Annotated in this window: 13 protein-coding genes and 1 pseudogene; 2 read left to right on the top strand and 12 right to left on the bottom strand. The window is 56.3% G+C overall.

What is annotated here, in order from left to right:
* Positions 1-164: 164 nt before the first annotated feature.
* Positions 165-2,498 carry a ribonucleoside-diphosphate reductase subunit alpha gene (locus tag FRY98_RS20795; RefSeq protein ID WP_148455539.1) on the top strand — a complete coding sequence of 778 codons (2,334 nt, stop codon included), beginning with the start codon at positions 165-167 and terminating at the stop codon, positions 2,496-2,498.
* A 60-nt stretch (positions 2,499-2,558) separates the two neighbouring features.
* The gene (locus FRY98_RS20790) at positions 2,559-3,590 is read left to right on the top strand and encodes a ribonucleotide-diphosphate reductase subunit beta (protein ID WP_148455537.1); all 1,032 of its coding nucleotides are present in this window, start codon (positions 2,559-2,561) and stop codon (positions 3,588-3,590) included.
* Between the two features lie 439 nt (positions 3,591-4,029).
* Here the strand turns inward: FRY98_RS20790 and FRY98_RS20785 are convergent, their stop codons facing one another.
* The 12 genes and pseudogenes from FRY98_RS20785 to FRY98_RS20735 all read right to left on the bottom strand — a co-directional run bounded on the left by FRY98_RS20785 (position 4,030) and on the right by FRY98_RS20735 (position 19,376).
* Entirely contained in the window at positions 4,030-6,621 is a 2,592-nt protein-coding gene (locus tag FRY98_RS20785) for a beta-mannosidase (protein ID WP_211373337.1), read from the bottom strand.
* Between the two features lie 77 nt (positions 6,622-6,698).
* Positions 6,699-8,312: a response regulator transcription factor gene (locus FRY98_RS20780; protein WP_148455535.1), complete on the bottom strand. Its 1,614-nt coding sequence runs from the start codon at positions 8,310-8,312 to the stop codon at positions 6,699-6,701.
* On the bottom strand, positions 8,309-10,150 hold the full coding sequence (locus tag FRY98_RS20775) for a cache domain-containing sensor histidine kinase (protein WP_249043483.1): 1,842 nt from the start codon (positions 10,148-10,150) through the stop codon (positions 8,309-8,311). Before FRY98_RS20775 ends, FRY98_RS20780 begins: the two co-directional genes overlap by 4 nt.
* Positions 10,151-10,169: 19 nt before the next feature.
* The gene (locus FRY98_RS20770) at positions 10,170-11,048 is read right to left on the bottom strand and encodes a carbohydrate ABC transporter permease (RefSeq protein ID WP_148455533.1); all 879 of its coding nucleotides are present in this window, start codon (positions 11,046-11,048) and stop codon (positions 10,170-10,172) included.
* A gap of 34 nt (positions 11,049-11,082) precedes the next feature.
* On the bottom strand, positions 11,083-11,961 hold the full coding sequence (locus FRY98_RS20765) for a carbohydrate ABC transporter permease (RefSeq protein ID WP_148455531.1): 879 nt from the start codon (positions 11,959-11,961) through the stop codon (positions 11,083-11,085).
* 61 nt (positions 11,962-12,022) lie between these two features.
* A complete protein-coding gene (locus tag FRY98_RS20760; RefSeq protein ID WP_249043482.1) occupies positions 12,023-13,360 on the bottom strand; it encodes an extracellular solute-binding protein in 1,338 nt (445 codons plus the stop codon).
* Between the two features lie 832 nt (positions 13,361-14,192).
* Positions 14,193-14,363, bottom strand: a complete 171-nt coding sequence (locus tag FRY98_RS29050; protein ID WP_249043496.1) for a hypothetical protein — start codon at positions 14,361-14,363, stop codon at positions 14,193-14,195.
* A gap of 99 nt (positions 14,364-14,462) precedes the next feature.
* Positions 14,463-15,418: pseudogene (locus FRY98_RS20755) on the bottom strand (IS110 family RNA-guided transposase); the annotation flags it as partial.
* Between the two features lie 381 nt (positions 15,419-15,799).
* Entirely contained in the window at positions 15,800-16,192 is a 393-nt protein-coding gene (locus FRY98_RS20750; RefSeq protein ID WP_148455529.1) for a hypothetical protein, read from the bottom strand.
* Positions 16,193-16,679: 487 nt separating this feature from the next.
* On the bottom strand, positions 16,680-17,864 hold the full coding sequence (locus tag FRY98_RS20745; protein ID WP_148455527.1) for a DUF4272 domain-containing protein: 1,185 nt from the start codon (positions 17,862-17,864) through the stop codon (positions 16,680-16,682).
* A 16-nt stretch (positions 17,865-17,880) separates the two neighbouring features.
* Positions 17,881-18,636, bottom strand: coding sequence for a class I SAM-dependent methyltransferase (locus FRY98_RS20740; protein ID WP_225038735.1), 756 nt, complete (start codon positions 18,634-18,636; stop codon positions 17,881-17,883).
* A 14-nt stretch (positions 18,637-18,650) separates the two neighbouring features.
* Positions 18,651-19,376 carry an AAA family ATPase gene (locus FRY98_RS20735; protein WP_148455935.1) on the bottom strand — a complete coding sequence of 242 codons (726 nt, stop codon included), beginning with the start codon at positions 19,374-19,376 and terminating at the stop codon, positions 18,651-18,653.
* Position 19,377 lies beyond the last annotated feature (1 nt).

Raw genomic sequence — 19,377 nt, 5'->3', positions numbered from 1 at the left:
TGCTTTTTATAGACTTGCTCGAAAATAGTACCGACGGCGTCCTCAGCGGACGCCCCTTTTTCCCTGAATATTCTCAATTTGAGAATTAAGATTTGTAGATTTAAGCCTGACGGAGAGATTCGATCCAGGCATCACCCCATGCTCAGAAAGCGAGGAATTTACTCATGCCACTGCTCGTAAATAAACCCAACAACCGCCAGCTCGCGTTTGACAGCGAACGTCTTGGCGTCTATGCCGATCGCATTCTGGACGGACTACATACCTTGGACAAGGAACGTCTTTTGCGCGGCGTCAACGCGAAGCTGAGACGCGACGAAGTCACGGGGGAGGAAATCAGCAATGCGTTCACCATGTCGGCGCTTGAGCTGGTGACGAAGGAAGAACCGGAATGGAAATTCGCGGCCGCACGCGCGCTGCTGACCTCGCTCTACAAAAAAGCGGCCGTCAACCGCCGCTATAAAGCATACCCGGAAGAACCTTACGGATCGTTCCACCATCTGATCGTAGAATTGTGCAAAGCCGGCATCTACCGCGAGGAACTGCTGGAATGCTACACCAAAGAGCAAATTGAAGAATTGGGCGAAACGATCGACCCGTCCCGCGACCTGCTGTTCGACTATATCGGACTTCTGACGCTGGCCGAGCGTTACCTGGCTACCGATTTCGAAGGCCGCACCATGGAGCTCCCACAAGAGCGTTATATGGTCATCGCCATGTACCTGATGCACCAAGAGCCCGCGGAGAAGCGCATGGAACTCGTTAAGGAAGCTTACTGGGCCATGAGCAACATTTATATGACGGCGGCGACGCCGACGATGTCCAATGCGGGCAAAAAAGTGGCCGGCCAGCTGTCCAGCTGCTTTATCGACACGGTGGACGATTCCCTGGAAGGCATCTTCGATTCCAACACCGACGTGGCCCGGCTCAGCAAAATGGGCGGCGGTATCGGCGTCTACCTGGGCAAGGTGCGGGCCCGCGGCTCCGACATCCGCGGTCACAAAAACACCAGCTCCGGCGTCATCCCTTGGATTCGCCAGCTGAACAACACCGCTGTCAGCGTCGATCAGCTCGGTACGCGCAAGGGCGCGATCGCCGTTTACCTCGACGTATTCCATAAAGATATTCTCGCCTTCCTCGATCTTAAGCTGAACAACGGGGACGAGCGGATGCGCGCCCATGACGTGTTCCACGGCGTCTGCCTGCCCGACCTGTTTATGGAGAAGGTCGAAGAGCGCGGCGAATGGAATCTGTTCTGTCCGCATGAAGTGAAGAAAACGATGGGCTGGAAAGACGAGAACGGCCGTCCGCTCGGCCTCGAGGATTTCTACGATGAGGAGTTCGGCAAAGGCTCCTTCCGTGAAAAATACGAAGAGGCCGTCAACCATCCGACGCTTCCGCGGATCACGATGCCGGCGATCGACATCATGAAGCGCATTATGAAGTCCCAGCTCGAGACGGGTACACCGTATATGTTCTATCGCGACACCGTCAACCGCGCCAACCCGAACCGGGCGCACGGCATGATCTATTCGTCCAACCTGTGCACGGAGATTATGCAGAATCAGACCCCGACCGTGGTGGAAAAAGAAGAACTGATCACGAAAGACGGACAAACGCGGATCATCGTCTCCAAAATCCCGGGCGATTTCGTCGTATGTAACTTGAATTCGATCCACCTGGCCCGTGCCGTACCGGCTGGCGTTCTGGACCGCCTCGTGCCGATCCAGACGCGGATGCTCGACAACGTCATCGACATCAACAACATCGAGGTGCTGCAGGCGCAGTACACCAACAGCCAATACCGCGCGATCGGCCTCGGTACGTTCGGGCTTCACCACCTGCTGGCCCTCGAAGGCATCCGCTGGGAGTCCGACGAAGCCGTAGCTTACAACGATGCGCTTTACGAAAAAATCAACTACCTGCTGATTAAATCCAGCATGGAGCTCGCCAAAGAAAAAGGACGCTATCCGAAATTCGCCGGCTCCGACTGGGAAAACGGCAAGTACTTCTCATACCGCGGTTACACGGACGGCTCCCGTGAGGGCAAGTTCGTAACGACCGAGCAATGGAAAGAACTGGCCGAGCTGGTCCGCGAAAACGGCGTCCGCAACGCCTGGATGTTCGCGATCGCGCCGAACGGTTCGACGTCGATCATCGCCGGTTCCACGGCCAGCATCGATCCGCTGTATGAGCTGCTCTCGTACGAAGAGAAAACGACGTACAAAATCGCCAACCCGGCGCCGGATCTGTCCGAAAAAACGATCTGGTACTACAAGACGGCGTTCATGGTCGACCAGCACGCGTCGATCAACATGGCCGCCGCCCGTCAACGTCACGTGGACCAAGGGCAGAGCTTCAACTTCTACGTTCGCCCGGACATCAAGGCGAGCGAATTCCTGGACCTGCATCTGCACGCCTGGAAGGCCGGCCTGAAATCGACGTACTATGTGCGCAGCCGCGCCCTGACGATCGAGGAATGCGAATCCTGCGCTTCATAAGAAGCGCGGGAGGTGAACCCGGCCCGAAGGCTTTCAATATAATCAAGGAGATGAAAATCCATGCAACTGCAAACGATTTTTAACACGGAGGCGCCGAACAAATCCACGCGCATCATCGGCGGGGAATGCTCGGGAATACTCAACTGGAACGATATCCGCATGCCGCATATGTATAAGCTGTACAAAGTCCTGCTCCTGAACCACTGGATCGCGGACGAAATTCCGATGAACAAGGACGCCCAGCAATTCGTGGGGCTTGATCCGGAAGAGCAGCGCACGTTTAAAATCAACATTTCGCTGCTCGCCGTGCTGGATTCGATGCAGACGATGTTCGTCGGCGATGTGAAACGGTATTTTACCGACTCCTCGCTGGAGGCGATCTCGGCGATTATCGGTCAGCAGGAAGTCGTTCACAACCAGTCGTACTCCTACGTGCTCTCCTCCATCGTGTCCGAGCAGGAGCAGAAGGAAATCTTCGAATACTGGAAGCACGACCCGGTTCTGCTGGAGCGGAACAAGTTCATTTCCGACATCTATCAAAACTTCCGCGACGAACCGACGCCGCAGTCGTTCTTTGAAGCGCTGGTGGCGGACCTGATTCTCGAGGGCATTTTCTTCTACAGCACCTTCGCCTTCTTCTACAATCTGGCCCGCGACCAGAAGATGATGGGCACAAGCCAAATGATCTCGTACATTCAGCGCGACGAGAACCAGCACTGCTATTTCTTCGCCGAAGTGTTCAAGCAACTGCTGATCGACTATCCGGAGCTGAACACCAAGGAAAACATGGATTACGTATACCGCACGATCGACCGTGCCGTACAGCTCGAAACCAACTGGGCGCATTATACCCTGAAGGAAGTGCGCGGCATCGACCTGAACGAGCTGTCCGACTACATCAAATACATCGCCAACAAGCGCCTCACCCTGATGGGCCTGGAAAAAGGCTACCAAGGCGTCGACGTCAACTGCATGCCTTGGATCAAGCCGTTCTCGGATGAAGCGCTGAACGCGACCAAGACGGACTTCTTCGAAGCCAAGTCCCGCAACTACGGGAAGGTCGGCGACGACAACGGGTTTGACGACCTGTAAGCGGGAGTACCCCGGACGGCCAAGATGGTTCGTTGGTGCGTCCAGCCAAGGGTAATGCGAAGCGGACTGGACTTGGGCCTGGGCCGGTAAAAGAGAGCGCCCGGGCTGCCGGGTGCCCGGGCTGCCGGGTGCCGGGGCTGCCGGGCCCGGTGCGCCGGCGCTGGAACTTCGCGGGGCCCTGCGAAGAATTAGCGGGAGAAACTCCCGTTAATTCCGGCCTGGAAGCTCACACGGAACGATTAGCGGGACAAACTCCCGCTAATCGGGAGCTCTGCTGAACTTTTGGCCCTTTCTGGGCGGATTAGCGGGAGGAATTCCCGCTAATTCCCTACCGGAGGGCGAAATGTTCTGAATTAACGGGAGGTTCTCCCGTTAATCCCTCAAGCTCAAAAAAAGGTTGACCGACGGGGCATTACGCCCCGCATTCGGTCAACCTTTTTTATTCGTTCAGCGCGCTCACCCGCAGCCGGTCCCAAGGCAGCGGCAGACCCTCCGGATGCCGCACCTCCACGATCCGGCTCTCGCCCGGCAGCAGATCGAAGTAGTTGTCGCTGTAGCGGACCCGCCCCAGCGGCAGCTCCAGCTTCACCAGCCGGGCCGCGCCCCGGCCGGCCGCCGCCGTCACCGTTACCGTGCCGGCCTCCCGGTCGATCTCCGCCGCAAGCGAAGCCTGCGGCAACCGGAGATCCTTCGGGTCCCGCAGGTAATAGCGGTTCGCCGGAGCGCCGAACCCTTGGGCGGTGAGCTCGACCATCACTTCCTCCGCGGACGCGGCGCCCGCCAGCGCCTCCGGTTCGGACAGCTCGCCCACCCGCTGGGCCGGGGCGAATCCCGCAGCCTCGAAGTCAAACCGCTTCTCGGACACGAGGCTGCCGTCATCCAGACGGTAAATCTTAAGGGATACCGTCCCTTTCAACGAATCCGCCGTATCGTTGACCACCCACACTTTCAGCGGCTCGCCCGGCTCATGCTCCAGCGACAGCAGCAGCGGATGAAAAAAGGTCCGGCCATAATAATAAGAAGCCTTCGGCAGCAGCTCGTAGTCGATCATGGACCAACTGGTTCCCGGCCAGCTGTCGTTCAGCTGCCAAACCAGCGCCCCGCTGTTGCGCGGCTTCAGGCGGCGGTAATGCTCGATGCCGTATTTCAGCCCCTCGGCCTGCGTGAGCATCGAGAAGTTCATGTACTCCTCGATGTCGCGGGGAATGCCCGTGAAGCTTTCCATCAGCAGGATCCCCTTCTGGTGGTTCGTGTCTTTGTTCCGGTAAGCCATCTCCGGACTGCCCCAATAAAATTCGCCCGCCGGAATGTTCCGCTCCAGAGTATAACGGTTGGCCGAGGCATGCATCCCGAATTCGCTGCTGAACAGCGCGAGGTCCCGCTTGTAATTTTTGAACGTCACGCCCTTCATGCTGTAGTCGAGCCGCGGTGGCTCCCCGTACATCCGGGGGTAAACGGAGCCGTGCCAGACCTGCCAATTGTGGCGGTCCCCCGTCCCCGGGTCGTTGGCGTCAAAACCGTCCTCCGCCCCATAGGGCGAGGAAGGCCAATACGGCCGCGCCGGGTCCAGCTCCTCCAACAGCTCGGGGATCAGTTCATGGTAAATGCTCTCGCCGTAAAACGGACCGGTAATATCTCCGGCGGCCGATTTCATGTCAACCAACCAGTCGATCTCATTGTTCCCGCACCAGAGCGCCAGGGAAGCCCGGTTCCGCAAACGGCGTACATTGTCGGCTACCTCCTGCCGGACATTCTCCATGAAATCCCGGTTAAAATCCGGGAAAAGCGCGTTGGCGAAGGCAAAATCCTGCCACACCAGCACGCCCTGACGGTCGCATTCCTCGTAAAAAACATCCTTCTCGTAAATGCCCCCCGCCCAGACACGCAGCATATTCATATGCCCCAGCACGGACAGCTCCACCAATTCGCGGTATCTCTCCTCCGGAATCGCGCCGATCATATGATCCGCCGGAATCCAATTGGCCCCTTTGGCGTATATTTTGACGCCGTTCAGCACAAAAGTGAACGAGCGGTTGTCCGCTTCATCGCGTAGAGCCAGCTCGACCGTCCGGATGCCGAAGGGCTGAACGTACCGGTCCACCTCGCGGCCTTCCGCCCGGAGTACAACCTCAAGGCGGTAGAGATACGGTTCGCCGAGGTCATGCGTCCACCACAGGCGCGGAGCGGGAACCCGGAGCTCCGCGGCCGTTTTGGCCCGCCTGCCCGTGTAGAGCGATTTCCGGCTCTCCTCTACCGGCCGTACGGCCTCGGCGACCGCGTGTCCTTCCGCGTCGAGCAGCCTCAGCTCGACTTCCGCGCGGACGCCGCTCGCCAAGGCCCTCGTCTCCGCTTCGACGACGAGAACCGCCTCGCTGCGATCCTCCGCCAGTGAAGCGGTATAAGCGTAGAAGCCTTCCAGCTTGGCCAGCTGCCGCAGGTTCAGGCGAACCTTGCCCCAGACGCCCGCCGTGACCAGCCGCGGTCCCCAATCCCAGCCGAAGTTCATCGCCGCCTTGCGCAGCCAGGGCCGTTCTTTGGTATAGGAGGACCATTCGAACTGCTCTTTGTCCCGGTGATGGAGGTGCAGCGGATCGAACTTGACGGCCAGCGAATTCCATCCGCCGCGCACGAGGCGCGTCACATCAAACGTATGGGACATCAGCATGTTGGCGGTCTTCCCGACTTCGTGGCCGTTGACGTACACGGTCGCGAAGGTATCCAAGCCTTCGAAGACCAGCTCGGCGCGTTCCCCAGCGGCGGGGTCCGGTCCAGCATCCAACGTAAACGTAGTTCTGTACCACCATTCCTTGCGTTCGATCCACCGGCATTTCGCGTCGTTATGCCCGTAGTAGGGCGAATCGATAACGCCCCGCCTGATCAATGCCGAGTGGACGTCCCCAGGGACGTCGGCGCCGATCCAGTAGCGATCGTCCAATCCCGGGGCGGCCAGCTCCAGCGCCGGTTTCTCTCCCGGTTCGAAATGCTGGATCTTCCATGGACCGCCCAGTTCTATACTCCATTCCCGTTCCATTCCCATCTCCCCTTCCTTCAAATCAACACGACCTTCCCATGCCGGACGACGGCAGCACCCGTTCCGGATTTCCGGCTCTAAATGCGCCGTTCCGCTTGCGCATATTGGGAATCGCCCCATTCGCGATATTCGCTTGGCGTTTTTCCCGTGTATTTCTTAAAAAGACGGCTAAAATACTTCACGTCCTCGTACCCGATCATCCAGGCGACCTCGCTGACTTTGGCAGGGGTCACGGCCAGCAGTTGCTCCGCTTTCCGGATCCGCACGGCGGTGACGAAATCGCTGAACGTGCTGCCGGTCTCCTTTTTGAACAGCTCGCTTAAGTGGCCCGGGTGCAGGTGCACATGATTCGCCACTTGCTGCAGGCTGATCTCTTGGGCCGGGCAGGACTCGATAAATGCCTTCGCCCGCTCCACGTGAGACCGCTGGCCTTCGCCCGCCCGGCCATGGTAGCCCTGCATCACTCCGTGGAGATGCCGGAACAGCTCATCCCGAATCCCGGTCCAAGGCCCGGTCTCCTCGCCCGGGGTCCAGGGATCCGGCCGGAATTCGTCCTCCCGGCCGATGGCCCGGAGCGTGCGCGCAAGCCAGCGGTGAGCCGCCAGCGCTGCGGATTGCACGCAGGCCCGCAGCGATTCCAGCGTGCAATCGGGATCGCGGATAAGCTCTTCGACGACACAATGCGTCCAGGCCTTCAGGCCGACGGCATCCTGATCGAGCAGCAGGGCGCCCAGTTCGGTTTCTTCTTCCGGGGTTAAAACCGTTTTCCCGCCCCGGCGATGCACGATGTCCCCATAATCCCAGATCCGCTCCGGGATCAGCGTATGATACCGGAAGGCGATGGAGGCGGTTGCATAACTGTGGTGCACCCGCTCCGGCAGGTCGGCCGGCTCCCCCGTGGCCAGGCGCAGCGTGCACTTCAACTGCCGCTCCACCCAATCGGTCCAGCCGGCCAGCTGCTTCATCCGCCGCCCGCGGTTCGCGCTCATCGGAGCCACGCAGACCATCCGCCCGCGCTGGGCGTAAAAACCCGCCCCCGGCACCAGGTCCTCCAGCATATTCTGCACCGCGAACAGCAGCAGAGACAAAGAAGATTCGGCGCCGCCCCAGCCTTCCGCCGTAAGGATCATCGCCTGCCAAACTTCGCCGTGTTCGCCGTATTCGCCGTATTCGCCGTATTCCCCGTTCCGCAAGGGCCTCGCCCGCAAAAAATCGGGAATCGTTTCAAAAGGCGCGTTCCCTTCGATAACCCATTGGTGGAAGCGCTGCTTCTGTTCTTCCCGCAGCCGCTGCCCGGCCCGGGACTCCTCCGCCCAGCGCTCCAGCAGCCGGCGCTTCGCCTGCATCACCGTCCGGATAATGTCTTCGGGCTTACTCGTCTTCAGCAGGTAATCGCAAACTCCCTGCCGCAGCGCCTGCTGGGCATAAGAGAAATCCCCATAGCCCGACAGAATGATCACTTCCAGACCGGGAGCCAGTTCCCTGGCTTCCTCCGCCAACTGCAACCCGCTTTTCCCTTTCATGCGGATATCCGTCATCAGAATCTGCGGCTTCTCCTCCGGAATCCGGGCCAGCGCCTCCTCCGCGGAGGCGGCCGGCGGCAGCAGCGTCAGGCCCAGCTCTTTCCAGGCGATCACGCTGGCCAGCCCCGTCCGGATGATCACTTCATCGTCCACAATCATGATTTTCATGGCGCTTCCTCCCATCGCGGAATAGAAAAGGCAACCCGGGTTCCGCCGCCTTCACGGCTGTCGATGTCCAGCCCCGAATCCGGCCCGTAGTGAAGCAGCAGCCGCTCATGGACATTGCACAGCCCATAACCGGAAGCCTCCGAAGCTATACTCGGGGATCGCTTTCCTAACCCATCGTCTTGCTTGATGGTCACATCCCCGCCGACATCGGCGCCCTTACTTCCGCCACGGACCGCGGCCAGAGCGCGGCGAATCTCGTCCAGCCGCCGCCCGGGCATCCCGGCGCCGTCGTCCAGGACGGTGAATTTGATATCCTCCCGCCCGGATTGGATAAGAATCGTAATCGTGCCGGGGCTGCCGTTGGGCTGGATACCGTGGATCAACGCATTTTCCACCAGCGGCTGCAGCAGCAGCTTCAGCATAAATTTATCCTCCACTGCCGGGTCGACGATGTAATCCACGGTAAATTCCTCGGGGAACCGGATCGACTGCACCCGCACGTAGTTCCGGATATGCTCCAATTCCTGCGCGACGGGGCAGTAATCCTTCCCCTGGTTCAAACTGATGCGCAAAAAATCGCTAAGCCCCTCCACCATATCGGCGATCCGCTTCTCTTCGGCCATCAGGGCGATCCAGTGAATCGACGAGAGCGTGTTATACAGGAAATGGGGGTTGATCTGCGCTTGAAGCGCGCGAAGATCGGCTTCCTTTTTCCGCGCTTCGCCCCGGATCACCTCCTGCTTGAGCCGCTCGATATGGGCCCCGAGCAAGTTGTAGCTTTGGCCGAGCCTGCCGATCTCGTCGTCGCGGACAACCGGGAAACGGGGCAGCGGCCGTTCGGGATCGATGCGCGACAAATGCCGGGTGAGCACCGCGAGCGGCCGGGTGACACGGCGTACCATAAACCAGACCAAAGACGCGCTGACCGCCACGGACAACGCGACGGCCGCGGCCGTGAGGGTCAGAATGTACCGGTTCTGATCCCGGTACCGTTCGTACGGCACCGTGCCGACCAGCATCCAATTCGTCAACGGCTCCCGGCGGTACAGGACGGTCACCTTCCTGTCCCCCTCGCCGTAGAGGATGCTGCCCGCCAAGCCGTCGGGAATGCGGGCGAACAGCCCCGGTGCATGCGGCTCCAGCGATTGGCCCAGCCGCGATTTGTCAGGCGAGGAGAGGATCATGCCTTGGGCTCCGATAAGCTCCACCTTCCCCGAGCCTTGTCCGAAATCGGGATGCCGCCAATTCCGGGACATCGCCTCCTCGTCCAGGCTGATCGCCAGCCAGCCCAGGTGCCGGAAGTTGTATACGCTGCGGATCGGCCGAATCAGCGTGATGACGTTCTGCATCCCGTCGTAATTCTGCACCCGGTAGACGCCGGACCAGGCTTTCTCCGTGCCCGAGGCCGCTTGCACCGCCGCCGACACCTCTTCGTCCCGCCAGGCCGCCGTCGACAGCGCGGGGCCGAAGCGATCCGGATAAATCGCAATGTTGGCGATATACGACTTGGAAGCGGCCAGGTTCGTCATCCGGCCGACGATTTCCGACCGCACGGCCTCGTCATCCTCCTGCCGGGCCAGATAATTCTGGATATCGCGCTCCCCGATCAGAAAGACGGACAGCGTCTCGGCGTCCTCCAGCATAAAGCGCAGATTCGCGTCCATCTGCTCGAGCATATCGCTCCCGGTCAGCTTCGTCTTCTCTTCGGTCACCCGCGAGGAGATCAGAAAGGCAAACAGCCCCAAAGCCAACAAGGGCACGATCATCGAACCGGCGATAACGACGGACAATTTACGCTGAAGGGAAGTTGCCAACCAGCCCCGCCATCCGTACACCACAACTCCCCCTCCTTGGTTCCTAGCCTTTCACCGCGCCGGCCGTCATTCCCTTCATCATCTGCTCCTGAAACAGCAAATACAGCACGATCGTCGGAATGACGGACAACGTCATGGCCGCCAGCGTGAGCCCATAGTCCGTTTGATACCCGTCGGCAAAATTGGCGATCGCCAGCGGCAGCGTTTTCAAAGCGGTCTTGTTAATAAACACCAAAGCGAACGAAAAGTCGTTCCAGGCGTGCAAAAAGCTGAGAATCGTCACCGTGGACAGCGCCGGCAGCGAGATCGGCAGCATGATCCGGAAGAACAGCCCCCACAGCCCCGTACCGTCGATAAAAGAGGCCTCCTCCAGTTCCCGGGGGATGCTGGTGAGATAGGCGGTCAGCACGAAAATCGCCGTGGGCAGCGCAAAGGCCGTATAGGGCAAAACCAAAGCCCAGTACGTATTCAGCAGCGACATCTGCTTCATCAGAATGAAGAGCGGAACGAGCGTGCTGTGAATCGGGATCAGCATGCCGACCACGAAGAAGGCCAGCACCCCGCCCTTCCCCTTGAATTGAAACCGGGCGAGAATAAACGAAGACAACGCGGCCACAAACAGCGTCAGGACCAGCGAACCGATCGTCACGATCAGTGAATTGCCGAACGCCGAGCCCAGCCGCGAGCTCTCCCAAGCCCGGGAGAAATTGTCCCACTGCCAACTTTCGGGCAGTCCGAACGGCCGGTTATAGAAATCCGTATTCGTTTTGAAAGCGCTGATCAACAGCCACAAAAACGGGTATAACGTTAAAATACCATAGAGCGCAAGAACCGTCCAAAAAATAGCGGTCCCCGCCTTTCTTAGCGAAATCCGGGGGCTTGGGTCCGCCGTTCGCCCAATGGCCGGTGTTGGGGTATTCATGTGCGCGTCTCCTCCTTTTTACCCTGCCGCGTTGTCAGGCACGGCCTTTTTTGCGTGAAGTCAGCCACTGACTCGTGCCGATCAGCAGCAAGCTGATCACCATAATCGTCGTTGAAATGGCGCTTCCGAATCCGTAACGATAAGTCGTAAACGTGGAGTTGTACATGTATGTCGCGAGCAATTCGCTGGCGTGTGCGGGTCCGCCCTTGGTCATGATATACACCAGGTCGAACGACTTCAGGCTGCCCGAAATGCAGAGGATGACCGCGACCTGTACCGTATTTTTGATCATCGGCAGGGTGATGGTGACCAGTTTTCTGGCCCCCGATACCCCGTCGATTTTGGCCGCATCGTGAATCTCGCCCGGAATGTTCTGGAGCGCCGACATGAAAATAATGAGATACAGCCCCACATAGCTCCAAATCAGCGGCGGAATCAACGAATAGATGGCGATGTTCCGGTCCGACAGCCATTCGAGCTTCCAGTTCTCCAGGCCGAGCGCATCCAGCAGAAAATTGAGAATCCCGATCTGCGGGTGGTAAATGTACTGCCAGATCATGCCGATAACGACGGTCGAAAGCACCATCGGGAGAAAAACGGCCGACCGCAAAAAGCGCTGCAGCAGGTTGCTCTTATGAAGCAGCACCGCCAGCATCAGCGCCAGCGGAACCTGACCGAACACCGAGGCCAGCACGAAAATGACGTTGTTTTTAAGCGCCCGCCAAAAGACGGGATCGCGTAAAATTTCCGCGTAATTGTCCAACCCGATAAACTTCGCTTCCCCGATGCCCGACCAGTTGAAGAAACCGTAGTAAGCGGACCAGATGACCGGCACAAAAACAAACAACGCATAAAGGATAAGGGTGGGGCCGAGGCCCATCCATATAAAACGACGGCTGCGCAAAGCATGCATCAACGCTCACTTCCTCTCCGAAAAAATAACCCCCTCCCCCTCAAGGGGAAGGGGACGAACTTCAGTTAGCCGCGGCCGCAGCCTGCGCGTCCTGGATTTTTTGGGCGATATCCTGCGGATTTCCGCCCGAAAGCAGCTCCTGCAGCCCGTTGTTCACGACTTCGACGGCGGCCGATCCCAGCTTGGAATCGTAAACCGGCGTGATCTTCACTTTTTGCATCAGCTCGTAAAGCTCTACGAACAGCGGGTGAGCCTGGCTCTTGTCCAGCTCGATCTTGTAGCTTACCAGCGTGCTGCTGTTCAGCGTCGCCTTCTGGCCGTCGGGCCCCGCCAGTTCGTAGAACAGCTTCATCGCCGCCTCTTTCTTGCTGCCGGTCAGCTTCTTGCTGACCCCGAGACCCGTTCCCACAACGCCAGCCGTCGTCTGCGGATCTCCCTTCCCGCCTTCGATCGCCGGCAGGATCGTAATGTGAGTGTTGTCCAGCACTTCCGGCGGCGCGTTGTTGACCAGGTTGGCCAGGGCCCAGCCGCCGTTGATCACCATCGCCGCTTTCCCTTGGAAATAAAGCTGCATCATCTGCGTTTCATCGATGCTGTTGAAGCCTTCCTGGAACGCGCCCTGTTTGCCGAGATCCTGAAGTGTCGACAAGGCTTGCACGAATTCCGGGTCCGTGAACTTCGCTCCGTCCTGAGACACCGCCTTCAGGAACCAGTCCGTTCCCGTTATGCGATCGGCCAAAGTACTGAACAATGTGGATTGCGCCACCCAGTTGGTTTTGTTGCCGAGCACGATCGGAATGACGCCTTTTTCATTGAACGTCTTGATCGCGGTCTCCAGCTCGCTCCAAGTTTCCGGCACTTTCACTCCGTGCTCCTTAAATATCGCTTCGTTATAATAAATGAATGAACTTGGCGCCAGATTCATGGGGACGGAGTAGATTTTGCCGTCTACCGTGTAACCGTCCAGCGCATTGGGGATAAAATTGTCCTTCCACTCGGGATTGGCGTTCAACTCCTCATCGATCGGTTGGAGCAGATCCCCTTTAACGAACTCCTTGGTCATCGCATCGGGCCACATCACGAACAAGTCCGGCATCTCGTTCGCCGCCGCAACCGTGCGCAGGCGGGTCCGCAGGCCGTCCGTCGGCAGACCTTCGTCGATCACGTCGATGTCCGGATGTTCCGCCCGGAAATCCTCGATGATCTTCCGCATCGCCACGGCTTTGGCGTCCTGTCCGGTCCAGTTATGCCAGATCGTGATGCTGACCTTGTCCCCCGATTCCCCGGCGCCGCCTGCAGCGTTGCTTCCACCGCCGCATCCGGCGAGCAAGAGCGCGAGCATAGCCGCACTGCAAAGCAAAGCGATCCATTTTTGAGCCATTTTATTTTTATTTCTCATATCCCCTTGGTCCCCCCTCGATTTATGGTTAACCCCATTGTAATGGCAGCGCTGTCAACAGGTAAGGTGACGATTCGCGGCATAAGGGGTGAAAAATTTCGGATGGGGGAGGAGGAAGCACGGGATTGGATTCGATCGGCTTTCGGGTTCGCGGCATCTTCACTTCTTTGTGCCGAGCGAAAATAACGGCGTTTTGAGCCGCTATTACGGCTGAAATCGGATCCACGGGAAAAATAACGGTCAAAAAAGGCCTTATTGTTGTTGAACAGGCTCCGAAATCACGATTTAAACCGTTTTTCCCAAAAATAAGGCCTCTAAAGACCGCTATTTCACACAAATGAGCCGAATTCGACAAAATAGCGGCGCAAAAGGCCCTAATTTACCTTGCCTGCTCCTTCAGCACATAATCAGCCCCGTTCGGGGCTTTCACCCTAGAGATGACGCCCATGTTGGCGTACTAGGAAAAACTCCACCAACATTAAGTTAGTGGAGTTATATAGGTGAACTAAAAAATTGGCGTTCAAGGATGTGATAGGATTTCGGAGATCCCCACCGTCGGAGTCTACATCATTAACGGGAAAATATCCTGTTAATGTACCGCTCTTGGCTCTTCGAGCGGATTTAGCTGGAAAAGCTCCATCTATTTCACGCTTCTATTGCCGGTATACACCATTTCAGGCGAATTAGCGGGAGGTTTTCCAGCTAATTCGCCTCTGCAGCCGCTTACACACCAAATTTATACGAAAATGAATTTGTTGCTTCACAGCGCGAAATTAAAATTGACTTTAAAGCATCCCTTAAATGATTTTTGTCTTTTTTTAAAAACTAATATTTAAGCAATCTCGGTTAGTTCGACGTGGTAACCTAGCTTTTGTAGCTTCTTCACAAGGGACTCTGCTACTTTTTTGTCGGAACCTAAATACTCGCGCCCTAATTCTTCATAAGGCACTTTATCACGAAGCATTACATAAATGATTCGTATCATCAAATGGGCGATCGCCATGTTAGCCTTCTGTGTGCCTGCCCTCTTTGCAATTCGGGAGTACACTGCTGTAAACCGGCTATCCTTCTTTTTTATCGCTGCCCATGCCGCTTGGCATAACACGGACTTTATATGCTTGTTTCCGCGGTTGTTCTTTTTTCTTTTTTTTTACCGGCACTCTCATGGTTGGCTGGACAAACACCTGCCCAAGAGGCTAAGTGAGCTTCACTTGGGAAATGCGCCATATCGGTACCTATTTCCGCTACGATGCTCGCCGCAGCATCGAAGTCAATTCCCGGAATCGTATCGAGCAACTGTATTTCCCTCATGTGAGGCTCTACTGCCGATTCAATCTCAGCCTCGAGTTCCTGAATCTGCTTTTCTAAATAATGTATATGTTCCAAGTGCCGCTTGATCATGTTTCGGTGATGCAAGCGCAGGCGACCATTCAGTGCTTCAACCAGCAACGGGACCTTCATCTTCAGCCGGGTGTGTACCATTTTGCGTACCTCATGTACGTCAAGGACTTCCCCGTTGACGATGGATCCCAGTAAGGCACGTCCAGAAACACCGAACAGGTCCGAGATGAACGTGGTTAGTTTGATATTTGCATCCTGAAGAATTTTGTGGATTCGATTTTTCTCCTGAGTGAGGTTTTGAATGAGCTTTCGACGGTAGCGAGTAAGATCCCGCAAATCTCGTATGGATTCATCCGGGACGAAGCTACCATCGATGAGTCCACAACGGTGTAATCCCGCAATCCACTCCGCATCGTTTACATCCGTCTTCTTGCCAGGGACGTTTTTGATATGTTGCGGATTAGCCAAGGTTAAAGTACAGGTGCCCTCAAGTATGTTCCACACCGGCTTCCAATAAACTCCTGTGCTTTCCATGGCAACCTCTGTGCATTCGTGCTTTACGAGCCAGTCTTGTAACCGCAAGAGCTCTCGTGTAGTGGTACCGAATGTTTCAATAACAGACTTGGGCTTCTTATGAAGCGGCCCGCTCAGCAGGCAAGCTACTACAGTTTCCTGGTGGACATCCAGTCCAGCACAACACTCGCGTATGGCGTCCATATTATCCCTCCAGTTGCAGTATGGGTGTGAATCATGCAACCTTTTGAGGAGAAAATTTATACACGTGCTCAAGGCAACACTCGGCGATCCTCGTGGCTGCAGTTGGTCCGATTAACGGACGGGGTAGATCCCCAATCTTTGGCCGACCTATGACTCACACTTTAAATGTAACAGAAAAGTAGGTGAATGACCGTACCATTTTCATTACTGGCGGTGGCCGCTAGGCCATGTTTGATTAACGGGAAGAATTCCCTTTAACTCGTACCGAACCATTTGTTGTAGGGTCAAGGATGTGAGAAGAACCCTTTACACCGCTGTCTAATATGGACATCAATAGTTCAATCTATATAATTAATAATTGTAATGATATTTATGATCAGATCACCCCATAACCAGCCACGTCTTGGCATCCTCCGGGTCGCCATAATATTGAATAGGAATCGTAAATTGAGGAGCCTGCTTACGCAAATACCTACGGAGCCGATATATGCTGCCATAACCTCCGACAATTGCCAGCTTTCTGATATGCGACTGCAACCTGGCCAGATTCCCTGCAAATTCAAGCATTACTTCCCTCGTAAGCTCTGTTTCATAAAAATCCACCCATATGGCCAATCTCCTCGGCTGTCCGAGAATAAAAGTTTCCTCCGCTTTCATCAAGCTGAATAAAGATTCGCTATTTGCATGGAAGCTGCCATATTTTAAACAGTGTATTTCTCCGCCCTTGTAGTAATACGGAAAAATTGAACCCCCAGGAGATTTAATGATCATCATCCGATTATCCCTCCGTAAAAAACAAAATTCATCCTTCTCACTTACAACCTGTTTGAGCGATCTAAACGCGATGCTGCGAGCCCGTTCATTTACTAAAGTTCGATAAGAGGGGGATAGCCCGCTTCAGGAAGTAAATAAGCAAATAAGGTGAAAAGCAAGATGATGATTGACATGGATACAATAAAAATAGAGATCGGTGTTGATTGTCTTTTAGCTAATGAATAAACGCCCAGAAAGAGACAAATTACTCCAATCAATAGACATATAGAGAATGACAAGTATACATTCATTTTTGTAAGTATAGCACTGAAAAAGAGAAATAAAAAAGTGATGATAAGAAACAGGGCAATTACAAAAGTCGGTTTTTTATAGTTCATGGTTCACACCTTTTTTAGTTTTTAAGAAACCCTCACCCTAAAGATCATGGCCATACTAGGCCTACACCAAAAAGGGACCTGCCCGGGAGGGCAGGTCCTTTCTCATGCTGTTATGTATCCATGCTGATATCATCCCACGCCTCGTCGCGGTAGCCGATCATCCAGAACAGCGCGCGGCGGCGTTCCACAACGATGCTCTCGTTCATGCCAGCCGGAGCCGGCTGTCCTTTAATGCGCTCGTTCACGCAGGCCCAATGCAGGCGGTACATTTTATCCGCCTCGTCCGCAATTTCCTCAGGACGGCGCAGCGCCGTTTTCTCCAGAAACTCGTCAAACGATTCACAGCTCGCCACTACGTTGATGGCAAAATCGCAGTCGCAGGTCTCGACGGGAAGCCCCAGCTCATCCAGTACGCCCAGCGCCCAGAGCAAGGCCCAATAGGCTTCGTACTGCCAGGTGATGTTAATCGCATCCCGCGAGGCGGGCTCCGCCTGCTCCAGCAAATCCCGCTCGGCCGCGGTCAGTTCGTCCTTGACGCCGAATTTGTCCAGCATCTCCTCGACGAATTCCCTCGACTCCCGCAAATCGCCGTCCTGGGCGATATCGCAGGCGTATTGGATGACGATAAGCAGGGCGACGGCTCTGCGCGCGATCTCTTCCCGGGATTTGACACGCAGTTCCTCCAAAGGCGGAAGCTCCGGCAGCGTCTCAAGAAGCGGAATCCCCTTTTCCTTAATATAGGCTAGCGATCTTTGCTTTCTCGCCAAGCCCTCCGGCGTTGAACGATCTTCCCCTCTGACCTTTTTGGTGCAGGCGCGAGGGCGGAATTCCGCCGGTCCCGACTTGCCGTCCGGCGTGACGATGGCCCGGCCGTCCCGGTCGAGCAGCGTCCCGTCGGGCAGGAAACAGATGCCATCCACTTTCCCTGCCAATTGGACGAACAACCGTTGTTCCTCCTCGCGGAGTTCTTTTTCCGTTTCAATCGCCAGCATCGTGTTAATGACGGAAATCTGCATCATCACGCGGTGCTGCAAATCACCGTCCTCAAACGGAATCGCTTGATAAAATCCCATCATCCCCGGAATGTTGTTCTCGAAATAGGCGGGATCCGAATCCTCGTCGGCGATCCGGATCGTAATCCGGCCCCGGTTAAACCATCCTTTGGGCTGAATCTCCACCTGACGGGTTCCTTCCGCGGAACCGGAAATTTTAAATTTGTCCCGGAAAACCTCCTGAATAAGGCCGTCCAGGTCATGGTTATGATTGCGGGAAGCAAAAATCGTAAAGTAAGCCAAAATGAGTCCTCCTTATTTATACGCCTTTATGCGCTGAGATAAAAAAACGATGCTCCCGGCTGGCGACATATCCCTGTTCCGCCAATTGTTCCTGCAGCCGGCAAAGCGGCTCGAAACAGCAGTCCACCGAGAAATCCGGAAACTCCCACTCGATAATCTTGGCGAAACGCACCAGTGCGCCGATATCGTGAAAGCGGAGCTCCGGGTAATACTCCCGCCGTTCCGTTACAATAAACCCGGCATCCTCCAGCAGCTCCGCCGTCCGTTGCAAATCGAACGCCGCGTCGGTGACCATCCGATCGTCCCCCAATAGAAAGCGGGACAACTCCCGGTTATTTTGGCCACCGACCTGCTGGGTGACGAACACGCCGCCCGGCTTCAAAAGGCGGAGCACCTCCCCGGCGCTGAACGACTCATGCCGGTTGATAATCAGATCAAACATGCCGTCCTCAAACGGCAGATCGTTATCGTCGTGAACCAGGCGCACATCGATGCCGTATTGCGGCAGTTTTTTGCGGCAAAGTTCAAAGTTGGGAAGATAAGCTTCCGTGACATACGTCCGGCCTTGCAGAGGGTTCAGCGACAGGAGAAACTCGCCTCCGCCCGTACCCATGTCAAGCATCACGGTTTCTTCCTGGATCAACGCGAGCACCGCCTGCTTGTAATCCCAAGGCAGCGGCTCCTCCACCATCCGTCCGTCGAGCCCCGAGAAATCCCAGCCTTCAACCCCTTTTTCCTCCTCCAACCTCCAGGAGGACTTTAGTTTTTCCAAACTTAACGCCTCCTTCATTCCCCCTCCAAGAGTTCGCGCAGCATTTTTTCCCGGTTGTTCAAAAATTCCTTCATGATCACATAGTGATCGGTCTCCTCCAACTCCACCCGGCGGATTCCCTCCCCGGTCAGTTGATAAATCAAACTGTCGGGGTAGGCCATCAGAATCGGCGAATGGGTCGAGATAATAAACTGGGAACGCTTGCCGACAAGCTCATGGATCCGCGCCAGCATGGCCATCTGGCGGAACGGGGACAACGCGGCCTCCGGCTCGTCCATAATATACAGACCGTTCCCGCCGAACCGGTTCAGAAAGGCGGCGAAGAACGACTCCCCATGCGACATCATGTGCAGCGATTTCCCGCCGTAAGCGTGGATAATGGGCCGTCCGAATGCCGGCTCACGGTCCAGCTCATCGATGGCCGTCGCGAGATTGTAATAGCTCTCCGCCCGGAAAAAGAAGCCGTCCCGTGGCTTGCGGGCCCCCCGGATCGGGCGGAGATAGCGGTAAAGCTCCGAATGGGTGGGCGCCGTGGAGAACGTAAAGTTCAGCGTCCCCCCTTCCGGGTTGAACCCGAGCGCCACCGCGACCGCCTCCAGCAGCGTGGATTTGCCCATCCCGTTCTCTCCGACGATATATGTGACCTTCGGGTGAAAATCGAGCTTCTCCAGCGAAGCGACCGCAGGCAACTCAAACGGATACCGCGCAAAGGAAGGGACCTCCTCCCTCAGCAGCACCATG

This window comes from Paenibacillus faecis (genome assembly GCF_008084145.1).
GTDB classification, from domain to species: domain Bacteria; phylum Bacillota; class Bacilli; order Paenibacillales; family Paenibacillaceae; genus Fontibacillus; species Fontibacillus faecis.
The sequence above is the reverse complement of the archived record's forward strand: the minus strand, read 5'-3'. Positions and strand labels throughout refer to the sequence as shown.

What these genes read in the sequence shown, in the direction of transcription:
- FRY98_RS20785 (WP_211373337.1), bottom strand. Translation starts at nt 6,621, where the DNA reads ATGGAACGGGAATGGAGTATAGAACTGGGCGGTCCATGGAAGATCCAG.
- FRY98_RS20750 (WP_148455529.1), bottom strand. Translation starts at nt 16,192, where the DNA reads ATGATGATCATTAAATCTCCTGGGGGTTCAATTTTTCCGTATTACTAC.
- FRY98_RS20770 (WP_148455533.1), bottom strand. Translation starts at nt 11,048, where the DNA reads ATGAATACCCCAACACCGGCCATTGGGCGAACGGCGGACCCAAGCCCC.
- FRY98_RS20735 (WP_148455935.1), bottom strand. Translation starts at nt 19,376, where the DNA reads ATGGTGCTGCTGAGGGAGGAGGTCCCTTCCTTTGCGCGGTATCCGTTT.
- FRY98_RS29050 (WP_249043496.1), bottom strand. Translation starts at nt 14,363, where the DNA reads ATGGCGATCGCCCATTTGATGATACGAATCATTTATGTAATGCTTCGT.
- FRY98_RS20795 (WP_148455539.1), top strand. Translation starts at nt 165, where the DNA reads ATGCCACTGCTCGTAAATAAACCCAACAACCGCCAGCTCGCGTTTGAC.
- FRY98_RS20780 (WP_148455535.1), bottom strand. Translation starts at nt 8,312, where the DNA reads ATGAAAATCATGATTGTGGACGATGAAGTGATCATCCGGACGGGGCTG.
- FRY98_RS20790 (WP_148455537.1), top strand. Translation starts at nt 2,559, where the DNA reads ATGCAACTGCAAACGATTTTTAACACGGAGGCGCCGAACAAATCCACG.
- FRY98_RS20765 (WP_148455531.1), bottom strand. Translation starts at nt 11,961, where the DNA reads ATGCATGCTTTGCGCAGCCGTCGTTTTATATGGATGGGCCTCGGCCCC.
- FRY98_RS20760 (WP_249043482.1), bottom strand. Translation starts at nt 13,360, where the DNA reads ATGAGAAATAAAAATAAAATGGCTCAAAAATGGATCGCTTTGCTTTGC.